The sequence below is a fragment of the Dysosmobacter sp. Phy genome (assembly GCF_054476235.1).
The window spans coordinates 1917105-1932895 of sequence record NZ_CM136997.1 but is presented as its reverse complement, the minus strand read 5'-3'; the positions used below and the strand labels follow the sequence as shown (position 1 = coordinate 1932895).

20 protein-coding genes are annotated in these 15791 nt (G+C 65.7%); 6 read left to right on the top strand and 14 right to left on the bottom strand.

Annotated elements, in window-relative coordinates:
• Positions 1-94: 94 nt before the first annotated feature.
• On the top strand, positions 95-628 hold the full coding sequence (locus ACVDHE_RS09375) for a putative ABC transporter permease (protein WP_458884411.1): 534 nt from the start codon (positions 95-97) through the stop codon (positions 626-628).
• Here the strand turns inward: ACVDHE_RS09375 and ACVDHE_RS09370 are convergent.
• Together ACVDHE_RS09370 and ACVDHE_RS09365 are read right to left on the bottom strand one after the other, a co-directional pair.
• The gene (locus tag ACVDHE_RS09370; protein WP_458886170.1) at positions 625-1143 is read right to left on the bottom strand and encodes a GNAT family N-acetyltransferase; all 519 of its coding nucleotides are present in this window, start codon (positions 1141-1143) and stop codon (positions 625-627) included. The two genes, ACVDHE_RS09375 and ACVDHE_RS09370, sit on opposite strands and share 4 nt — an antisense overlap.
• A 4-nt stretch (positions 1144-1147) precedes the next feature.
• On the bottom strand, positions 1148-2083 hold the full coding sequence (locus ACVDHE_RS09365; RefSeq protein ID WP_418725214.1) for an alpha/beta hydrolase: 936 nt from the start codon (positions 2081-2083) through the stop codon (positions 1148-1150).
• Between the two features lie 119 nt (positions 2084-2202).
• Here ACVDHE_RS09365 and glpK point away from each other — a divergent pair, with 119 nt between their 5' ends.
• Positions 2203-3714 (top strand): glycerol kinase GlpK, encoded by a 1512-nt coding sequence (gene glpK, locus ACVDHE_RS09360; protein ID WP_458884410.1) that lies wholly within the window; start codon positions 2203-2205, stop codon positions 3712-3714.
• A 110-nt stretch (positions 3715-3824) separates the two neighbouring features.
• On the top strand, positions 3825-4244 hold the full coding sequence (locus ACVDHE_RS09355; protein ID WP_458884409.1) for a zinc ribbon domain-containing protein: 420 nt from the start codon (positions 3825-3827) through the stop codon (positions 4242-4244).
• A 224-nt stretch (positions 4245-4468) separates the two neighbouring features.
• On the opposite strand, the gene ACVDHE_RS09350 is transcribed toward ACVDHE_RS09355, so the two are convergent.
• The 4 genes from ACVDHE_RS09350 to epsC all read right to left on the bottom strand — a co-directional run bounded on the left by ACVDHE_RS09350 (position 4469) and on the right by epsC (position 7847).
• Entirely contained in the window at positions 4469-4951 is a 483-nt protein-coding gene (locus ACVDHE_RS09350) for a GNAT family N-acetyltransferase (protein WP_458884407.1), read from the bottom strand.
• 13 nt (positions 4952-4964) lie between these two features.
• Positions 4965-5519, bottom strand: a complete 555-nt coding sequence (locus ACVDHE_RS09345; protein WP_458884406.1) for a helix-turn-helix domain-containing protein — start codon at positions 5517-5519, stop codon at positions 4965-4967.
• Positions 5520-5728: 209 nt separating this feature from the next.
• Entirely contained in the window at positions 5729-7177 is a 1449-nt protein-coding gene (cysS, locus tag ACVDHE_RS09340; protein ID WP_458884405.1) for a cysteine--tRNA ligase, read from the bottom strand.
• Position 7178: 1 nt separating this feature from the next.
• Positions 7179-7847: a serine O-acetyltransferase EpsC gene (gene epsC, locus ACVDHE_RS09335; protein WP_213037818.1), complete on the bottom strand. Its 669-nt coding sequence runs from the start codon at positions 7845-7847 to the stop codon at positions 7179-7181.
• 430 nt (positions 7848-8277) lie between these two features.
• Between epsC and ACVDHE_RS09330 the strand changes: the two genes are divergently transcribed.
• Both ACVDHE_RS09330 and ACVDHE_RS09325 read left to right on the top strand, forming a co-directional pair.
• Complete coding sequence (locus tag ACVDHE_RS09330) at positions 8278-8967, top strand: helix-turn-helix domain-containing protein (RefSeq protein ID WP_213037817.1); 690 nt, start codon at positions 8278-8280, stop codon at positions 8965-8967.
• Positions 8967-9338, top strand: coding sequence for a hypothetical protein (locus ACVDHE_RS09325; protein WP_458884404.1), 372 nt, complete (start codon positions 8967-8969; stop codon positions 9336-9338). Before ACVDHE_RS09330 ends, ACVDHE_RS09325 begins: the two co-directional genes overlap by 1 nt.
• Before the next feature lie 58 nt (positions 9339-9396).
• On the opposite strand, the gene pgsA is transcribed toward ACVDHE_RS09325, so the two are convergent.
• Genes pgsA through ACVDHE_RS09305 form a run of 4 tightly spaced genes read right to left on the bottom strand, consistent with a single transcriptional unit; the run spans position 9397 to position 11771 of the window.
• Positions 9397-9918: a CDP-diacylglycerol--glycerol-3-phosphate 3-phosphatidyltransferase gene (gene pgsA, locus ACVDHE_RS09320; protein WP_325226345.1), complete on the bottom strand. Its 522-nt coding sequence runs from the start codon at positions 9916-9918 to the stop codon at positions 9397-9399.
• Complete coding sequence (locus tag ACVDHE_RS09315; RefSeq protein ID WP_458884403.1) at positions 9915-10169, bottom strand: helix-hairpin-helix domain-containing protein; 255 nt, start codon at positions 10167-10169, stop codon at positions 9915-9917. The genes pgsA and ACVDHE_RS09315 overlap by 4 nt, the downstream gene beginning before the upstream one ends.
• A 26-nt stretch (positions 10170-10195) precedes the next feature.
• Positions 10196-11521, bottom strand: coding sequence for a 30S ribosomal protein S12 methylthiotransferase RimO (gene rimO / locus ACVDHE_RS09310; protein ID WP_458884402.1), 1326 nt, complete (start codon positions 11519-11521; stop codon positions 10196-10198).
• A 16-nt stretch (positions 11522-11537) separates the two neighbouring features.
• Positions 11538-11771 (bottom strand): helix-turn-helix domain-containing protein, encoded by a 234-nt coding sequence (locus ACVDHE_RS09305; RefSeq protein WP_213039910.1) that lies wholly within the window; start codon positions 11769-11771, stop codon positions 11538-11540.
• A gap of 95 nt (positions 11772-11866) precedes the next feature.
• Here ACVDHE_RS09305 and ACVDHE_RS09300 point away from each other — a divergent pair, with 95 nt between their 5' ends.
• Positions 11867-12148, top strand: coding sequence for a hypothetical protein (locus ACVDHE_RS09300; RefSeq protein WP_458884401.1), 282 nt, complete (start codon positions 11867-11869; stop codon positions 12146-12148).
• Here ACVDHE_RS09300 and ACVDHE_RS09295 read toward each other — a convergent pair.
• The 4 genes from ACVDHE_RS09295 to ACVDHE_RS09280 are packed head-to-tail and all read right to left on the bottom strand — an operon-like array spanning position 12115 to position 15777.
• Entirely contained in the window at positions 12115-12741 is a 627-nt protein-coding gene (locus tag ACVDHE_RS09295; protein ID WP_458884400.1) for a regulatory protein RecX, read from the bottom strand. The two genes, ACVDHE_RS09300 and ACVDHE_RS09295, sit on opposite strands and share 34 nt — an antisense overlap.
• On the bottom strand, positions 12731-13837 hold the full coding sequence (gene recA, locus ACVDHE_RS09290) for a recombinase RecA (protein WP_213037811.1): 1107 nt from the start codon (positions 13835-13837) through the stop codon (positions 12731-12733). The genes ACVDHE_RS09295 and recA overlap by 11 nt, the downstream gene beginning before the upstream one ends.
• Before the next feature lie 55 nt (positions 13838-13892).
• Entirely contained in the window at positions 13893-14759 is an 867-nt protein-coding gene (prmC, locus tag ACVDHE_RS09285; RefSeq protein WP_213037810.1) for a peptide chain release factor N(5)-glutamine methyltransferase, read from the bottom strand.
• A gap of 46 nt (positions 14760-14805) precedes the next feature.
• Positions 14806-15777 carry a DUF1385 domain-containing protein gene (locus ACVDHE_RS09280; protein ID WP_458884399.1) on the bottom strand — a complete coding sequence of 324 codons (972 nt, stop codon included), beginning with the start codon at positions 15775-15777 and terminating at the stop codon, positions 14806-14808.
• Positions 15778-15791 lie beyond the last annotated feature (14 nt).

The window sequence follows — 15791 nt, the reverse complement described above, 5'->3', positions numbered from 1 at the left end:
TCATGCTGATGCGATTATATCACCCCGCGCCCCGCCGCGCAATGGGGGTATGAAGCGCTCCCTTCCGGGAACACTGACGGGGAGAAACGGAGGAATGTGCGTGGGATACTGGCTGTGGGTGTTCTGGACATACAGCTTCCTGGGGTATCTGCTGGAAAAGGGCTATGCCGCCGCCACGGCGTCGCCCCGGCAGACCAGGAAGTGTTTTTTGCTGCTGCCCCTGTGCCCGGTGTACGGCCTGGGAGCCCTGGCCGTGCTGGCGCTGCCGCCGGGCCTCACCGGCACCTTTTGGTCCTTGGCCCTGTGGGGGGCGCTGACCGCCACGGCGGTGGAATATGTGGTCCACCTGCTGTACGACCGGCTGCTGGGAGTCCGGTTCTGGGACTACTCCCAGGTGCGCTGGAACCTCCGGGGGCGGGTATGCCTGCCCTTCACCCTGGCCTGGGGCTTTCTGACCGCGGCGGCCCTGTCGCCGCTCCAGGCCCTGCTGGCGCCGGCGCTGGCGGCCATGCCGCCCTGGCTCACCTATGTCCTGCTGCTGGTGATCACCGCCGACAGCGTGGTCTCCGCCGCGCTGCTGCGGCAGACCGGGGACCCGGAGTGCCTGCGGCTGGGGGCGGCCGCCTAGATCTCCTCCCGGCGGACACTGTACACCACATGAGGCATCTCCAGGCCGTAATAGTGCTTCACAAGGCCGCCCCGGACCGCCATGCCGTTGCGCTCCGCCACCCGGCGGGAGGGCCCATTGTTGTCCCGGATGATGGAGAATACCTCCGCCGCCCCCAGGACCAAGAAGGCGTAATCCCGGCAGGCCCGGGCGGCCTCCGCTGCATAGCCCTGGTGCCAGGCGGCGCGGCGGAAGAGGTATCCCACCTCTAAAACCCGGCGCTCTCCCCACTGCTGCCAGGTGAGGCCGCACTGGCCGATGACGGCGCCGTCGGACTTTCGCACCACGGCCCATAGCCCGAAGCCGTCCCGGCGGTAGCGATCCAGCTGGTTTTGGAGCCAGTCGTCCACTTCCCGGTCGGAGAAGGCGTGAGCGTAGGCGTACATCACCTCCGCATCCTGCAAAATGGCGCACAGGGCCGGGCGGTCCTCCGCCGTCAGCTCCCGCAGCCGCAAGCGCTCCGTCTCCAAAATGATCATATCACGCCTCCGGCAGCTTGCCGCAGAGCCATTGGTACAGGTCCTCACAGACCTGGGGCGCCTCCGCCTCCTGGAGGATCTCGTGGCGCAGCTGGGGGTACAGCTTCACCGTCACATCCCGAACACCGGCACGCCGGAAAGAGGCGGCGGCCCGCTCCACGCCCTTACTACAGTCGCCCACCGGGTCTTCCGCCCCGGAGATAAAAAGGACCGGGGTATTGAGATTCATCTTTTTCAGGTTGGCCTGCTTGCTGATGAAGGCGATGCCGGAGAGCATCTCCCGGAACAGCCCCACAGTGGGGTCTCCCCCGCACAGGGGGTCCGCCAGGTAGCGGTCCACGTTGCCGCCGTCCAGGCTCAGCCAGTCAAAGTCCGTGCGGTTGGGGGCGAAGCGCTTGTTGTAGGCGCCGAAGGCCAGCTGCATCACCACGGGGCTGGAGTGGTCCTCCCCCACCTTGCGGATCTCCCGGGCGGCAATGGCCCGGCCTGCCGCCACCAGGGCCGGGGGCATCTGGCCCGTGCCCATGAGGATGGCTCCCTGGACCGTGCCGGGATAGCGGATCAGGTACGTCCTGGCCAGGAAGGAGCCCATGGAGTGGCCCATCAGGAACACCGGCACGCCGGGAAACCGCCGCCCCGCCAGCTGCCGCCGCTCATACAGGTCCGCCACCACATCGTTCCAGCTGCCCTTCTTCCCGAAGTACAGCCGGGGACGGCCCTCCGCCACGGAGGTGCCGTGGCCCAGATGGTCGTGGCCCGCCACGGCGAAGCCCCGCTCCGTCAGGTACTCCGCCAGTCCCCTGTACCGCAGGATATACTCTGCCACGCCGTGGGACACCACCAGCACCGCCCGGACCGGGCCCTCCGGCACCCACTCCACCGCGTGGATGGCGGTGACACCGTCTGCAGAGGGGAAGGTAAATTCGTATCTCTCCATGGAAAACCGGACCTCCTTGTGATATACTGGGGAAAACGGCCGGGCCGCTCTCCCATTCTGCGCTCTTCTGCCCCTATTTTACCACGCCCCGGCGATTTACACCAGAGGAGGCTGACGCCATGGAGCCCTTTGTCATTGCCCTGGACCAGGGGACCACCAGTTCCCGGGCCATTTTGTTCCGCCGCAGCGGCGAGATCGCCGCCCGGGCCCAGCACCCCTTCCGCCAGATCTACCCCCGGCCCGGCTGGGTGGAGCACGATCCCATGGAGATCTGGACCACCACCGTCCGGGCCCTGACGGAGGCGGTGGACACCGCCCACATCGACCCCAAGGCCATCTCCGCCATCGGCATCACCAATCAGCGGGAGACCACCATCCTCTGGGACCGCCGTACCGGCACCCCGGTATACAATGCCATCGTCTGGCAGTGCCGCCGGACGGCGCCTCTGTGCGACCAGCTGAGCGCCCGGGGCCTGGGGGAGACGGTGCGGGAAAAGACGGGCCTTCTGATCGACGCCTACTTCTCCGGCACCAAGATCCGCTGGATCCTGGACAACGTGCCCGGCGTCCGGGAGCGGGCGGAGCGGGGAGAGCTGTGCGCCGGCACCGTGGACAGCTGGCTGATCTGGAACCTGACCGGCGGCAAGGCCCACGTGACGGACCACTCCAACGCCTCCCGCACCATGCTCTTCAACATCCACACCCTCCAGTGGGACGAGGACCTCTGCCGCGCTCTGGAGATCCCCATGGAGCTGCTGCCCCGTCCCTGCTCCAACAGTGAGATCTACGGCACCGTGGCGCCGGGTCTGCCGGGGCTGGAGGACCTGGCGGGCATCCCCATCTGCGGCAGCGCCGGAGACCAGGCGGCCGCCCTGTTCGGCCAGGGGTGCTTCGCCCCCGGCCAGGCCAAGAACACCTACGGCACCGGCTGCTTCACGCTGATGAACGTGGGAGCGGAGCCGGTGGTCTCCCGGGCGGGACTGGTGACCTCCGCCGCCTGGACCGTGGGAGGAAAAACCACGTACGCCCTGGAGGGCAGCGTGTTCAACGCCGGCAGCGCCATCCAGTGGCTCCGGGACGAGCTGGGGATCATCGCCTCCGCCCCGGAGTGCGACCGGCTGGCAGAGAGCGTGCCGGACGCCGGCGGCGTGGTGCTGGTGCCGGCCTTCACGGGCCTTGGCGCCCCCTACTGGGACATGTACGCCCGGGGCACCATCGTGGGCCTCACCCGGGGCTCCACCCGGGCCCACATCGCCCGGGCGGTGCTGGACGCCATCGCCTTCCAGGTGACGGACCTGGTCCGGGCCATGAACGCCGACGCCCCCTGCCCCATCACCACGCTGCGGGTGGACGGCGGCGCCAGCGTCAGCGACATCATGATGCAGACCCAGGCGGACCTGCTGCGGCTGCCGGTGGACCGGCCGGACCAGGTGGAGACCACCGCCTTCGGTGCGGCGGCGCTGGCGGGCCTGGCCGCCGGGGTGTGGAGCGACCTCAGCCAGCTGGAGGGGCTGCGCCGCAGCCAGCACGTGTTCCTGCCCCGGCGGGACGAGGCCGCCTGCGACGCCGATTACCGCCGCTGGCGCCGGGCGGTGGAGCGGTCCATGCGCTGGGAAGAAAACGAACTGTAAACAAGTTGGGATTTCAGTTGCGCAAAGCGTCAAAGTGGGGTATACTGATGGCAAGCGGCTGATCCCACTATACCGCCGGTCCCCGGCGGAGAGGAAAGGAGTTCTTCCATATGGATTTTGATGATCTGAGCAAAAAGACCATTGACATCGCCGCCGTGGCGGCGGACAAGGCCAAGGACGTGGCATTCCTGGCGGCGGACAAGGCCAAGGACGTGGCCAAGCTGACCAAGATCAGCGTTGCCATCGCCGGCGAACAGCGGGAGATCGACAAGACCTACCGTACCATCGGCGAGTGGTTCGTCAACGAGTACGAGGGCGAGATCCCCGAAGGCGTGCGGGAACTGGTGGAGGCGGTCAACGCCGCCAAGGCCCGCATCGCCGAGCTGGAGGCCAGCAAACCCGCCAAGAGCGACGAGGCCGGAGAGGCCGAGTTCGTGCAGGCGGAGGAGGGCCAGCGCACCTGCCCCATCTGCGGTGCCGCCTCTGACAGCAAGTTCTGCCCCCACTGCGGCGCCCCCATGGGCGAGTGATCTCCGCAGACCGCGCAGGAAAAGCGCCCGGCCGGATGGCCGGGCGCTTTGTCGTCCTCAGGGGCGCTGTTTCTCCTGTCCGGAAGTCTTGTTCCGTCGCTGTTCCAGGCGGCGATCCACCGCTTTCAGCCCTTTCCAGCAAATGTACCCGGCGGCCGCCAGCAGGGTCAGGCCCCCTGCGGCGCTGCGGCGCCTGCGCGGATCACCCATGTCCCTCTCCCCTTTCAAAAGGCCAGCCGCATGTCGTACCACTCCACGCCGCCGTGGGTGGAGGCGGAGCGGCCCTCGCTGACGTAGCCGAATTTCTCGTAGTAGTGGACCAGGGCGGCCTTGCAGGTGAGAACGCAGCCCTTGCGGCCCTGGGCCCGGGCATCGGCGATCACCCGCTCCATGAGCGTCCCGGCACAGCCCCGCCGCCGGCGGTCCGGCCGGGTGTTGACGCCGAAAATCATCTGCCAGGTGCCGCTCTCGTCGTGGAGGGCGGCGTTTTCGTACATTTCATCCCGGAGGGTCGGTTCGTCGGTCACCATACCATCGATGAAAGAGATCAGCTCCCCGTCCTCCTCCAGCAGCCAGAAATGGTCCGGATAGGCCGAGAGCCTTGCGGCAAAGTCCGCCTCCGTGGCAGCCTCGGCGGCGGGGAAGCAGGCAGCCTCCAGGTCCGTGACGGCCCGGAGATCGGTCATAGTCGCAGTGCGGATGGTCATGGGGCAAGTCTCCTTATTTCAAATAGCGGTATACCAGCAGCAGCCTGGCGCTGGCGCTGGTCTGGTTGGAGAAGCGGTAGGGCCGGTCTGCGGCGAACCGCAGGGCGTCCCGCTCCAGCAGCTGGAAGGTCTGCTCCTCCGCCTCCAGGCCCACAGTGCCGGAGAGCACCGTGGCGTGGCACAGGCACCCGGGCACCGAGGGCTCCGGGGCGTACTGGGCGCTGATGTACAGGTCCAGGAAAAAGCTCTCCTGCCGGGTCACATCGTCATAGGGGAAGGAGGGCCGCAGCACCGTCTTGCCGCCGTCCAGGCGGACGGGCTTGGTGTCCAGTTCCCGGGCCAGCAGCAGGGACTGAAAGTCGTCGTTTTCCAGCAGCACGTCGGCGGGCACCTTCAGCGCCGCCGCCAGCTTGCCCAGCAGGGCCACGGAAGGGTTGGCCTCTCCCCGCTCGATCTGGCCCAGCATGCTGCGGGAGACGCCGGCCTCCTGGGCCAGCCGCTCCATGCTGAGTTTTTTCGTCTTGCGGATACGCTTGATGTTCTCCGCCACCGCCCGGTTCAATTCCATGGGTTCCTCTCCCTCCGGCACATCCTTACAGTGACGTGCCACTATACTGCGCAATAGTGGTCCTATAATAGGAGAATTGTCGAATTTTGTCAAGGGAAAGCACCGCTTTTCCCCAAAAGCGCGAAAACTTTTTCCATTTGTTTCCCAAGGTCAAAAAAGGGACCGCGGGCATTTGCCCGCGGTCCTTTTTGATCTGGGATGGCAGCCGCTCATATCCGCTTCCAGCTGGCGCCGCCCTTGGTGTCGATGATCTCGATGCCCTGGGCCTTCAGCTCATCCCGGATGCGGTCCGCCTCGGCGAAGTTCTTGGCCTTCTTGGCCTCGTACCGCTGGAGGACCAGCGCGTCGATGGCCGGGTCGCCCTCGCCGGTGACGGTATAGCCGCCCGAAGCCTGGGTGGTGGTGGCCTTGGCGGCCTCCGCCCGCTTGGCCGCCGCCTTTTCCAGAAGGCTCAGGGACAGCACGGTGTCATAGTCGCCGATCAGAGCCAGACGGGTGGCGTCATTGGTCTTTGCCTTCAATGCGTCGTACACGGCGGTGACACCCATGGAGGTGTTGAGGTCGTTGCCCATCTGCTGAAGGAACTTGGCCTTGTACTCATCGAACACGGCCTGGTCCACGGGGCCGTCCTCGGGCTTGAGAGCGGCGATCCGGGCGATCAGCTTGTCGTAGGCCGCCACGGCATTGTCCAGGTTCTCCCAGGTGAACACCAGAGCCTTGCGGTAGTGGCTCTGGAGGCAGAAGAACCGGTAGGCCAGGGGATCGTAACCCTTCTCCTCCAGGAGGGAAACGGTCAAAAACTCGCCCTTGGACTTGCTCATCTTGCCGTCGCTGGTATTCAGGTGGTGGACGTGGAACCACTGCTTGCACCAGGGGTGGCCCAGGTAGCTCTCGGACTGGGCGATCTCATTGGTGTGGTGGGGGAAGGCGTTGTCCACGCCGCCGCAGTGGAGGTCCAGATACTCGCCGTTGTACTTCATGGAGATGCCGGAGCACTCGATGTGCCAGCCGGGGTAGCCCACGCCCCAGGGGGAGTCCCACTTGAGGGCCTGGTCCTCGAACTTGGACTTGGTGAACCAGAGGACGAAGTCGTTCTTGTTGCGCTTGTTGGTGTCCTCCTCCACACCCTCCCGGACGCCCACGGCCAGATCCTCCTCGTCGTGGTCGTTGAACACGTAGTAATGGTCCAGCTTGGAGGTGTCAAAATACACGTTGCCGCCGGCGAGGTAGGCATAGCCGGTGTCCACCAGCTTGGAGACGATCTTGATATACTCGTCGATGCAGCCGGTGGCGGGCTGAACGGTGTCCGGCGTCTTGATGTTCAGCTTGGCGCAGTCGGAGAAGAAGGCGTCGGTGTAGAACTGGGCGATCTCCATGACGGTCTTGTGCTCCCGCCGGGCGCCCTTGAGCATCTTGTCCTCGCCCTCGTCGGCGTCGGAGGTCAGGTGGCCCACGTCGGTGATGTTCATGACCCGGTTCACATCGTACCCGGCGTAGCGCAGGTACTTCTCCAGCACGTCCTCCATGATATAGCTGCGAAGGTTCCCGATGTGGGCGAAGTGGTACACCGTGGGGCCGCAGGTGTACATCTCCACATGGCCGGGGGTGTGGGTCTTAAATTCCTCTTTCTTATGGGTGGCTGAATTGTACAGATACATCTCAGGCAGTCCTCTCTTTCGTATTGGTCAGCTTTTGCACTTCCTGTTCCAGTTCCTCGATCCGCCGGGACATTGCCACCAGCTCCTCCAGAACCGGGTCCGCCATGTGGATCTGGTCCACGTCGTCGGCGAAGTATACGGGCTTTCCGGCGCAGCGGACGATCCGGGCGGGCACGCCCACGGCGGTGCAGTTGGGCGGGACTTCCCCCAGCACCACGGCGCCGGCGGCGATGCGGGCGTTGTCGCCCACCATGAAGGGACCCAGCACCTTGGCGCCGGAGCCCACCAGCACGTTGTCGCCCAGGGTGGGGTGTCGCTTGCCCTTATCCTTTCCCGTTCCCCCCAGGGTCACGCCCTGGTAGAGCAGGCAGTCGTCTCCGATCTCGGCGGTCTCGCCGATGATGATGCCCATACCGTGGTCGATGACCAGCCGGTGGCCGATGGTGGCGCCGGGGTGGATCTCGATGCCGGTCCAGAACCGGCTCCACTGGGACACGCACCGGGCCAGGAAGAACCGGCGGTGGACATACAGCCAGTGAGCCAGGCGGTGGTAGAGGATGGCGTGGACGCCGGGGTAGAGCAGGAAGATCTCCAGCTTGCTGCGGGCCGCGGGGTCGCGGCGCTGATAGGCGGCCAGAAGGCCGCCCAGACGGGTGACGCGTTTTGCCATAGTTGCATTTCTCCTTGTGCCGGCCGGGGGGCAAACAAAAGCGCCTCCCGTACCAAAGTACGAGAGGCGACGAATCGCGGTTCCACTCTCTTTTATCACTCAAGGAGGCCCTGTGACGGGGGCCGGTCGGGGGGCTTCCACATCCCCCGCGCTCCCGGGCGCACTTTCACAGCTCCCTCCGCAGGCACGCTTGCAGCCGGTGACGCGCCCTCTCTGTTCTTTGGGTATGCCGATACTCTTCCCGATCATCGCGCTATTCAATTTACCTTAGCATATTATCAGGATTTGTCCGGTGTGTCAAGGGGCCGGGGGATTTTTCCCTGCCGGAGGGCTTGTCAACAGAGGGTTGACAGGATGTTTTTCCCGGTCGCTTGTCAGGAAACGAGCTTTTTGCTATGATGGAAGCGAAACGAGAGGGAGGGAATTGCCAATGGAACTGAAGGACCGGATCGCCGCGGTGCGCAAGGCCGCGGGATTGACCCAGGAACAGCTGGGGGAGCTGGTGGGCGTCACCCGGCAGGCGGTGAGCAAATGGGAGAGCGGCCAGACCGCGCCGGACGCCGCCACCATCGCGGCGCTGTGTGAGGCGCTGCACGTGTCCGCGGACTACGTGCTGCTGGGCAGAGAGCCCGAAGAGGCCCCGCCGGCAGCCCCGGTCTACACGCCGCCGGATACCTGTCCCTGCTGCGGGCGCAGCGTGGACGGAACCGTCTGCCCGGTCTGCGGCTGTCCCCTTCCCACGGTGCCGCCCCGGGGACGGCGGTACGCTGTGGTGGCCGGCAGCCAGTATTACGCCGACAAGCGGAGCGCGGACCAGCTGGTCCGCTTCTGCGGCATGACCCGGGAGCAGGCCCAGATGCTGCTGCAGGTGGGGAGCGCCACCACGGTTCTGCTGCGGCGGAACCTGACGGACAGCGCCGCCCAGTATCTGACCGCCCATCTGGACCGGGACCTGTTCCCCTCCCTGCGCATCGTGGAGGACGGCGGGGACTCCGAGGACGCCCTGCGGGCCAAGCCCTCCGCCATGGAGCTGCCGCCTGCGGACAAAAAGGACGGCATCGGCTTCTGGGGCGTGGTGGGCGCCGTGATCGTGGCGCTGCTGATTTTATCGTTCCTGTGATGGGGCGGCGGTATCTGGTGCCCATGGGGGCCATCGGCATCCTCTACACGCTCAACCGCTTCGCCCTGGCGCCTCTCACCGGCAACCGCCTGCTGGCCTGGCACTTCGCGGACTTTTTGGCCGGGGCGCTGATGCTGTGCTTTTTGAACGGGCTTTTGGAACTGACAGGGCGAAAGCCGATGCGGGGCCTGTTCCCGGTCAGCGCCTTCGCCCTGGGCTGCGGTCTCTTCTGGGAAGTCGTGACGCCGCTGTACCTGCCCCGGTCCGTGGGGGATCCCCGGGACGTGCTTGCGGTATGGCTGGGGGCCATGGCCATGCTGGGAAGCCGGCGTTTTGCGGAGCGCCGGTTCCGCTCCCGGACAAAGGACTGAACGCAGAGCACCCCCGGCGCGGTAAACCGCGCCGGGGGTGGTTTTTTGATCGCGGGCCTCAGGCGGAGGCGATCACGTCCTTGTTCTGGACGAAGTACTCCACGCCGGAGTACAGGGTGGTCAGGGTGATGACCCAGACGCAGATGGTGTTCACCACCGCCGGGATGGGCAGGAACATGATGACGATGCACACCATGGTGGAGGCGGTCTTGACCTTGCCGGACCAGCCGGCGGCGATGACCCGGCCCTTGTCGCTGGCGATCATCCGCAGGCCGCTGACGGCGAACTCCCGGACAATGACAATCAGCAGCATCCAGGCCGCCATCTTCCCCGTCTCCACGAACCACAGCATGGCTGCCGTCACCAGCATCTTGTCGGCCAGGGGGTCGGCGAACTTGCCGAAGTCCGTCACCAGGTTGTACTTCCGGGCGATCTTGCCGTCCAGCAGGTCCGTGAAGCTGGCCACGATGAAGATGGCCAGGGCCACATAATTGGCGCCGGGAAAGCCCCAATACAGCACCACCATAAAAACAGGGATCAATATAATACGCAAAAGAGTCAATTTATTCGGCAAATTCATGGTTGTTCTCCTTCCTTCGCCGGCGGGTAGGGCCGGTCCTTCCAGTACCACCACTTCAGCTTTTCCGCCTCCGGGGCCGGGTGTTCGGCGTAGTAGACCGCCGTCCGCCACACGTACAGGGCGCAGCGGTCCTCCTGAAAGCCCTTGAGCAGGCACTCCTGCCGGTACAGCTCCTCCGGGTCCCGGCCCACGAGATCCGACACCTGACGGATGCCCAGGGCCTCCATGACGGCGGCAATCCGCTTCCCCACCCCGGGGATCTCCTCCAGGGGCGACCTCATTCCGCCAGCTCGCCGGTGAGCTCGCCGTCCATGGTGCCGGTGAGGCGCACGGTCACGAAGGTGCCGGGCTCCACCTCTTCCCCGGCGGTGAACCAGATGCGGCCGTCGATGTCCGGGCTCTCGGCGTAGCTGCGGCCGTAGCACATCTGCGCCTGACCGTCGAAGCCCTCGCACAGGACCTCCCGCTCCTCGCCCAGGAGGGACTCGTTGTAGTCGTCGATGATGTCGGACTGGACGTCCACCACCAGCTCCGCCCGGCGGCGGGCCTCCTCGGTGTCCACGTGGTCCATCTGGGCGGCCCTGGTGCCCTCCTCCGGGGAGAAGGGGAACACCCCGGCCCGCTCGATGCGGGTCTCACGCAGGAAGTCGCACAGCTCCTCCAGCTCCGCCTCCCCCTCGCCGGGCAGGCCCGTGATGAGGCTGGTCCGCAGCACCAGGCCGGGGATCCGGGCCCGGAGTTTCTCAAACAGCGCCAGGAGTTCCGCTTTCGTGTCCCGGCGGTTCATGGCCTTCAGGATGGCATCGTTGCAGTGCTGGATGGGGATATCCAGGTATTTGACGATCTTGGGCTCGGCGGCGATGGTGTCGATGAGCTCGTCGGTGATCTCGTCGGGGTAGAGGTAGTGGAGCCGGACCCAGTGGAAGTCCAGCTTGCACAGTTCCCGCAGCAATGCCGCCAGCTGGTGCTCCCCGTTGAAGTCTGTGCCGTAGCGGGTGATGTCCTGGGCAATGACCAGCAGCTCCCGTACCCCGGCGTCGGCCAGCTCCGCGGCCTCGGCCAGGAGCTCGTCCATGGGGCGGCTGCGGTACTTGCCCCGGAGAGAGGGGATGACGCAGTAGGCGCAGTGGTTGTCGCAGCCCTCGGCGATGCGCAGATAGGCGTACCAGGGGGGCGTGGAGAGGATGCGGGGCCCGCCCTGGGGGCAGGTGTGGATGTTGCCCAGGCGGCAGGGGCGCTCCTCCCCCGTCATGACCTCGTCGATGGCGGCGGCGATGTCGCCGTAGCTGCCGGTGCCCAGGATGCCGTCCACCTCCGGCAGTTCAGAGAGTATGTCTGTCTTGTACCGCTGGGCCATGCAGCCGGTGACCAGGATCTTTTTGATCTGGCCCGCCTGTTTCAGCGCCGCCATCTCCAGGATGTTGTCGATGGCCTCCTCGCAGGCGGACTGCAAAAAGCCGCAGGTATTCACCACCGCCACGTCGGCCCCGGCGGGGTCAGCCTGGACGGTGTGGCCCGCCGCGGTGACGGCGGCCATCATCTGCTCGCAGTTCACCTGGTTCTTGGCGCAGCCCAGGGAGATGAATGCAACACGATACTGCAAATAGGGTCCCTTCCCTTCATTCTAGCGGTCCGCCCCGCCAGGCGGGGTCGTCGGTGATGCCCAGGAGATAGTCCGTGGAGACGTGGAAAAACTCTGCCAGCAGCACCAGCTTTTCGATGGTGGTGCCCCGGCTGCCGCTCTCGATGGTGCTGATGGCTTTCTGTGACAAGCCCAGCGCCTCTCCCAACTCCTGCTGATTCAAGTTCATGGATTTTCTGAGGGCACGTACCCGGTCCTTAAAAACAATCATTGTTTTCATATTTACCTCTTGACTTATACCTTTTTGTAGTATACACTCATGTTATCGAAAATACTACAAAAAGGTATATTTAAGGAGGGTTCCACATGAACGATGCGTTCCTTACCCAGCTGTTCTACCTCTCCCTGGACGCGGTCCGGCCCCCGGCCAATCCCTGTATCCAGGCCGCCCGGCGGGAGCTGGAGGATCTGGAGCGCAAGTGGATGCAGACCATGGGCCGGCGCTTCATCGAGCGGTATCAGGCCGCGGAGTACCGGGCCAACAGCTGGCAGGAAGAGGCCCTGTTCCTCCAGGGCCTGCGGTGGGGCGTCCACCTGATGCTCTCGGCGCTGCCTTACAGCTCGCCGTCAAACCCCTCCGCGCCGTAGCGGTTCCAGCCCGCCTTCACGTCGCCCCAGTTGTAGCCCCGGCGCAGCAGGGCGTCGGTGAGGCGCTTTTTCTCCCTCGGGTCCGGAGAACGGCCCTGGAGCTTGGCGGCGAGAAAGCGGTCGATCTGCTCCGCCGCCTCCGGCAGGGCGTCCAGGGCGTCCTCCCACAGCTCCCGGGGCACGCCCTTTTCCCGCAGTTTTTCCTGGACGTACCGGGGGCCGTAGCCCATCTGGCCGTAGTGCCGGACCAGAATGGCGGCGTACTCGGCGTCGTTGAGGGCGCCGATGGCCTCCAGCCACTCCCCGGCGTACCGGGCCTCCGCCTCGCTGGCGCCCTTGTCCCGGAGCTTTTTCTCCAGACTGGCGCGGCTCATGGCCCGCTTGCCGATGAGGTCTGCGGCCGTCGCCTTGGTATCGGAGAGGCCCGCCGCCTCCTTCAGCTTCGTCAGCTGGGGGGCGGAGAGGTCATCCCCGCTGCGCAGGCCGAAGTCCAGCAGCTCCTGCTCCGTGATCTTCAGGCAGGCGCCGTCCTCCAAAAACACCAGCACCCGGCCCTTTTTATGCCTGGACGCTTCGATCCGGTCAATCCGCATCGTTGAAGTCGTCGGCGGACACGTCCACCGCGCGGCCCGCGGCTCTGGCCGCGATCCGGTCCTGGTTGCTCATGAGCTTGTCAAAGTTCTTGCGGATGTCCGCCTCCAGCTGCTCCGCCACCTCGGGATTTTCGATCAGATATTTCTTGGCGGCGTCCCGGCCCTGGCCGATGCGGGTCTCCCCCATGGAGAACCAGGAGCCGGCCTTCTGGACCAGATCCAGCTTTACGCCCAGGTCCAGCAGCTCACCCTCGTGGGCGATGCCCTGGCCGTACATGATGTCGAACTCCGCCTCCCGGAAGGGGGGCGCCACTTTGTTCTTGACCACCTTGGCCCGGGTGCGGCTGCCGATGATCTCACTGCCGTTTTTCAGCGCCTCGATCCGCCGCACGTCGATGCGGACGGAGGAGTAGAACTTCAAGGCCCGGCCGCCGGTGGTGACCTCGGGGTTGCCGTACATGACGCCCACCTTTTCCCGCAGCTGGTTGATGAAGATGACGATGGTGTTGGTCTTGCCGATGGCGCCGGTGAGCTTGCGGAGCGCCTGGCTCATGAGCCGGGCCTGGAGGCCCACATAGCTGTCGCCCATCTCGCCCTCGATCTCCGCCCGGGGCACCAGGGCTGCCACGGAGTCCACCACGACCACGTCGATGGCGCCGGAGCGGACCAGGGCCTCGGTGATCTCCAGGGCCTGCTCGCCGGTGTCCGGCTGGGAGATCAGCATATCCTCCACCTTCACGCCCAGGGCCCGGGCATAGGTGGGGTCCAGGGCGTGCTCGGCGTCCACAAAGGCCACCTCGCCGCCGCGGCGCTGGGCCTCCGCCACCACGTGCAGGGCCAGGGTAGTCTTGCCGGAGGACTCCGGCCCGTAGATCTCCACGATCCGCCCCTTGGGAAGGCCCCCGATGCCCAGGGCCAGGTCCAACGCCAGGGAGCCGGTGGGAATGAAGTCCACGTTCAGCTCCGCCCGGTCGCCGAAGCGCATGATGGAGCCCTTGCCGTACATCTTCTCGATCTGGGCCATGGCGGTGTCGATGGCCTTCTTCTTGTCGTCCGCCGGGCCCGCGCTGGGCAGCGGCGCCTTGTCTCTTGCCATATGTCTCTTCCTCCTGCAAACAATCTCGGTCTATGGGAATGGGCGTCCCCGCCCGTCAGATCTCCGTACAAAGGGTGCCGAACACCACCCGGGGCACGTCCCGCAGGTCCTTGACCACCTGGATGTCCCCGAAGCCCTGGGCGCGCATGATACGAAGCACCGCGTCCGCCTGGCCGATTCCCACCTCGAAATAGAGGCGGCCGCCGGGGACCAGGGCGTCCTTCCACTTCTCGGAGATGCTCCGGTAAAAGTCCAGGCCGTCGTCACCGCCGTCCAGGGCCAGGTGGGGCTCATAGTCCTTCACGGACACGTCCAGCCCGGCGATGTCGCCGCTGGGGATGTAGGGGGGATTGGAGACGATACACTGAAACTCCCCCAGGGATTTCTCCGGCTTTTCCCGGGCGTCGGCCCCCATGGGCACCACCCGGGCGGAGAGGCTGTTGCGGCGGATGTTCTGGCGGCAGATGCGCAGCGCCCCGTCGGACCACTCCCCCAGCACCACCCGGGCCTGGGGCGCCTGGGCGGCCACGGCCAGGCCGATGCAGCCGCTGCCGGCGCACAGGTCCAGCACCCGGCACTCTCCCAGCGTCTTGACGTAGCCGATGGCCTGCTCGGCCAGCACCTCCGTGTCCGGCCGGGGGATCAGCACGTCGGGGGAGATATCCAGGGGCAGGCCGTAGAACTCCCACTCCCCGATCAGGTACGCCACCGGCTCTCCGGCCAGGTGGCGGTCCACCAGGTCCCGCACCCGCTTCTCCAGCTCCGGCGAGGCGTACAGCCCGCCGTCCCGGACCAGCTGCTCCCGGCTCTTGCCGGTGCCGAAGCACACCAGCTCCCGGGCCTCCAGCGTGGCCTCCTCGATGCCGGCGCGCCGCAGCTGCTGGCGGATATCCAAATACAGATTGTTATAGGTAATGGCCATAATTACGCCTCGTTGTCGTTTTCTGTCTGCAAAAGCGGCCGGGCCGTCACCACGCGTCCTTGCCCTTCTCCCCCGGCAGCACCAGCTCCAGGGAGCGGATGGCCACCTCGATCATGGAGTCGTCGGGCTCGTTGGTGGTGAAGTTCTGCATCCAGAGGCCCGGCTTGGTCAGGAACTTGGCCAGGCCGCTGTCCTGCACATGGCGGCCCACCCAGCGGTTGAACTCGTAGGTGATACCCACCACCAGGGGCAGCAGCACGATGTGGGCCGCCGTCCGCAGCCACACGTTGGTGATGGGCCAGATGCCGAACACCACGCTGGACACCAGGATGGACACGAAGATCACCACGAACAGGAAGCTCGTGCCGCAGCGGGGATGGTGCCGGGGCTGGATGCGGACGTTCTCCACCGTCAGCGGCAGGCCCGCCTCGTAGCAGAAGATGGTCTTGTGCTCCGCTCCGTGGTACTGGAACACCCGGTAGATGTCCTTCTGTTTGGAGCAGAAGATCAGGTACAGCAAAAAGATCAGGACTTTCAGCACGCCCTCGATCAGGTTCCGACCCCACATGGGAAAGCCGGGGAAGAAGTGCAGCAGTCCGCCGGTGAGGAAGGTGGGCAGCACCATGAACAAAAACACGGACATTCCCACACCCAGCACCACCGCCAGGGCCACGATGGCGCTCTCCAGCTTCTTGCTGGTGAGGTGCTTTTCCAGCCACAGCTCGAATTTGGAGGGCTGGGCCGCCTCCTCGTCGGGGTAAAAGTCGGCGGAGTACATCAGAGCCTTGACGCCGTTGACCATGGCGGAGAGGAAGTTGACGGTGCCCCGGATCAGGGGCACGCCCAGGATGGGATAGCGGTCCTTGATGAGCCGCAGCTCCTCCACCTTTTCCACCAGCTGCCCCTCCTGGTCCCGGACCACGATGGCCTGCTTTTCCGGGCCCCGCATGAGGATGCCCTCGATCAGCGCCTGTCCGCCGATGCTGGTGCGGAAGGCGCAGGATTTCTGTTCTGCCATGAAAATTCCTTTCT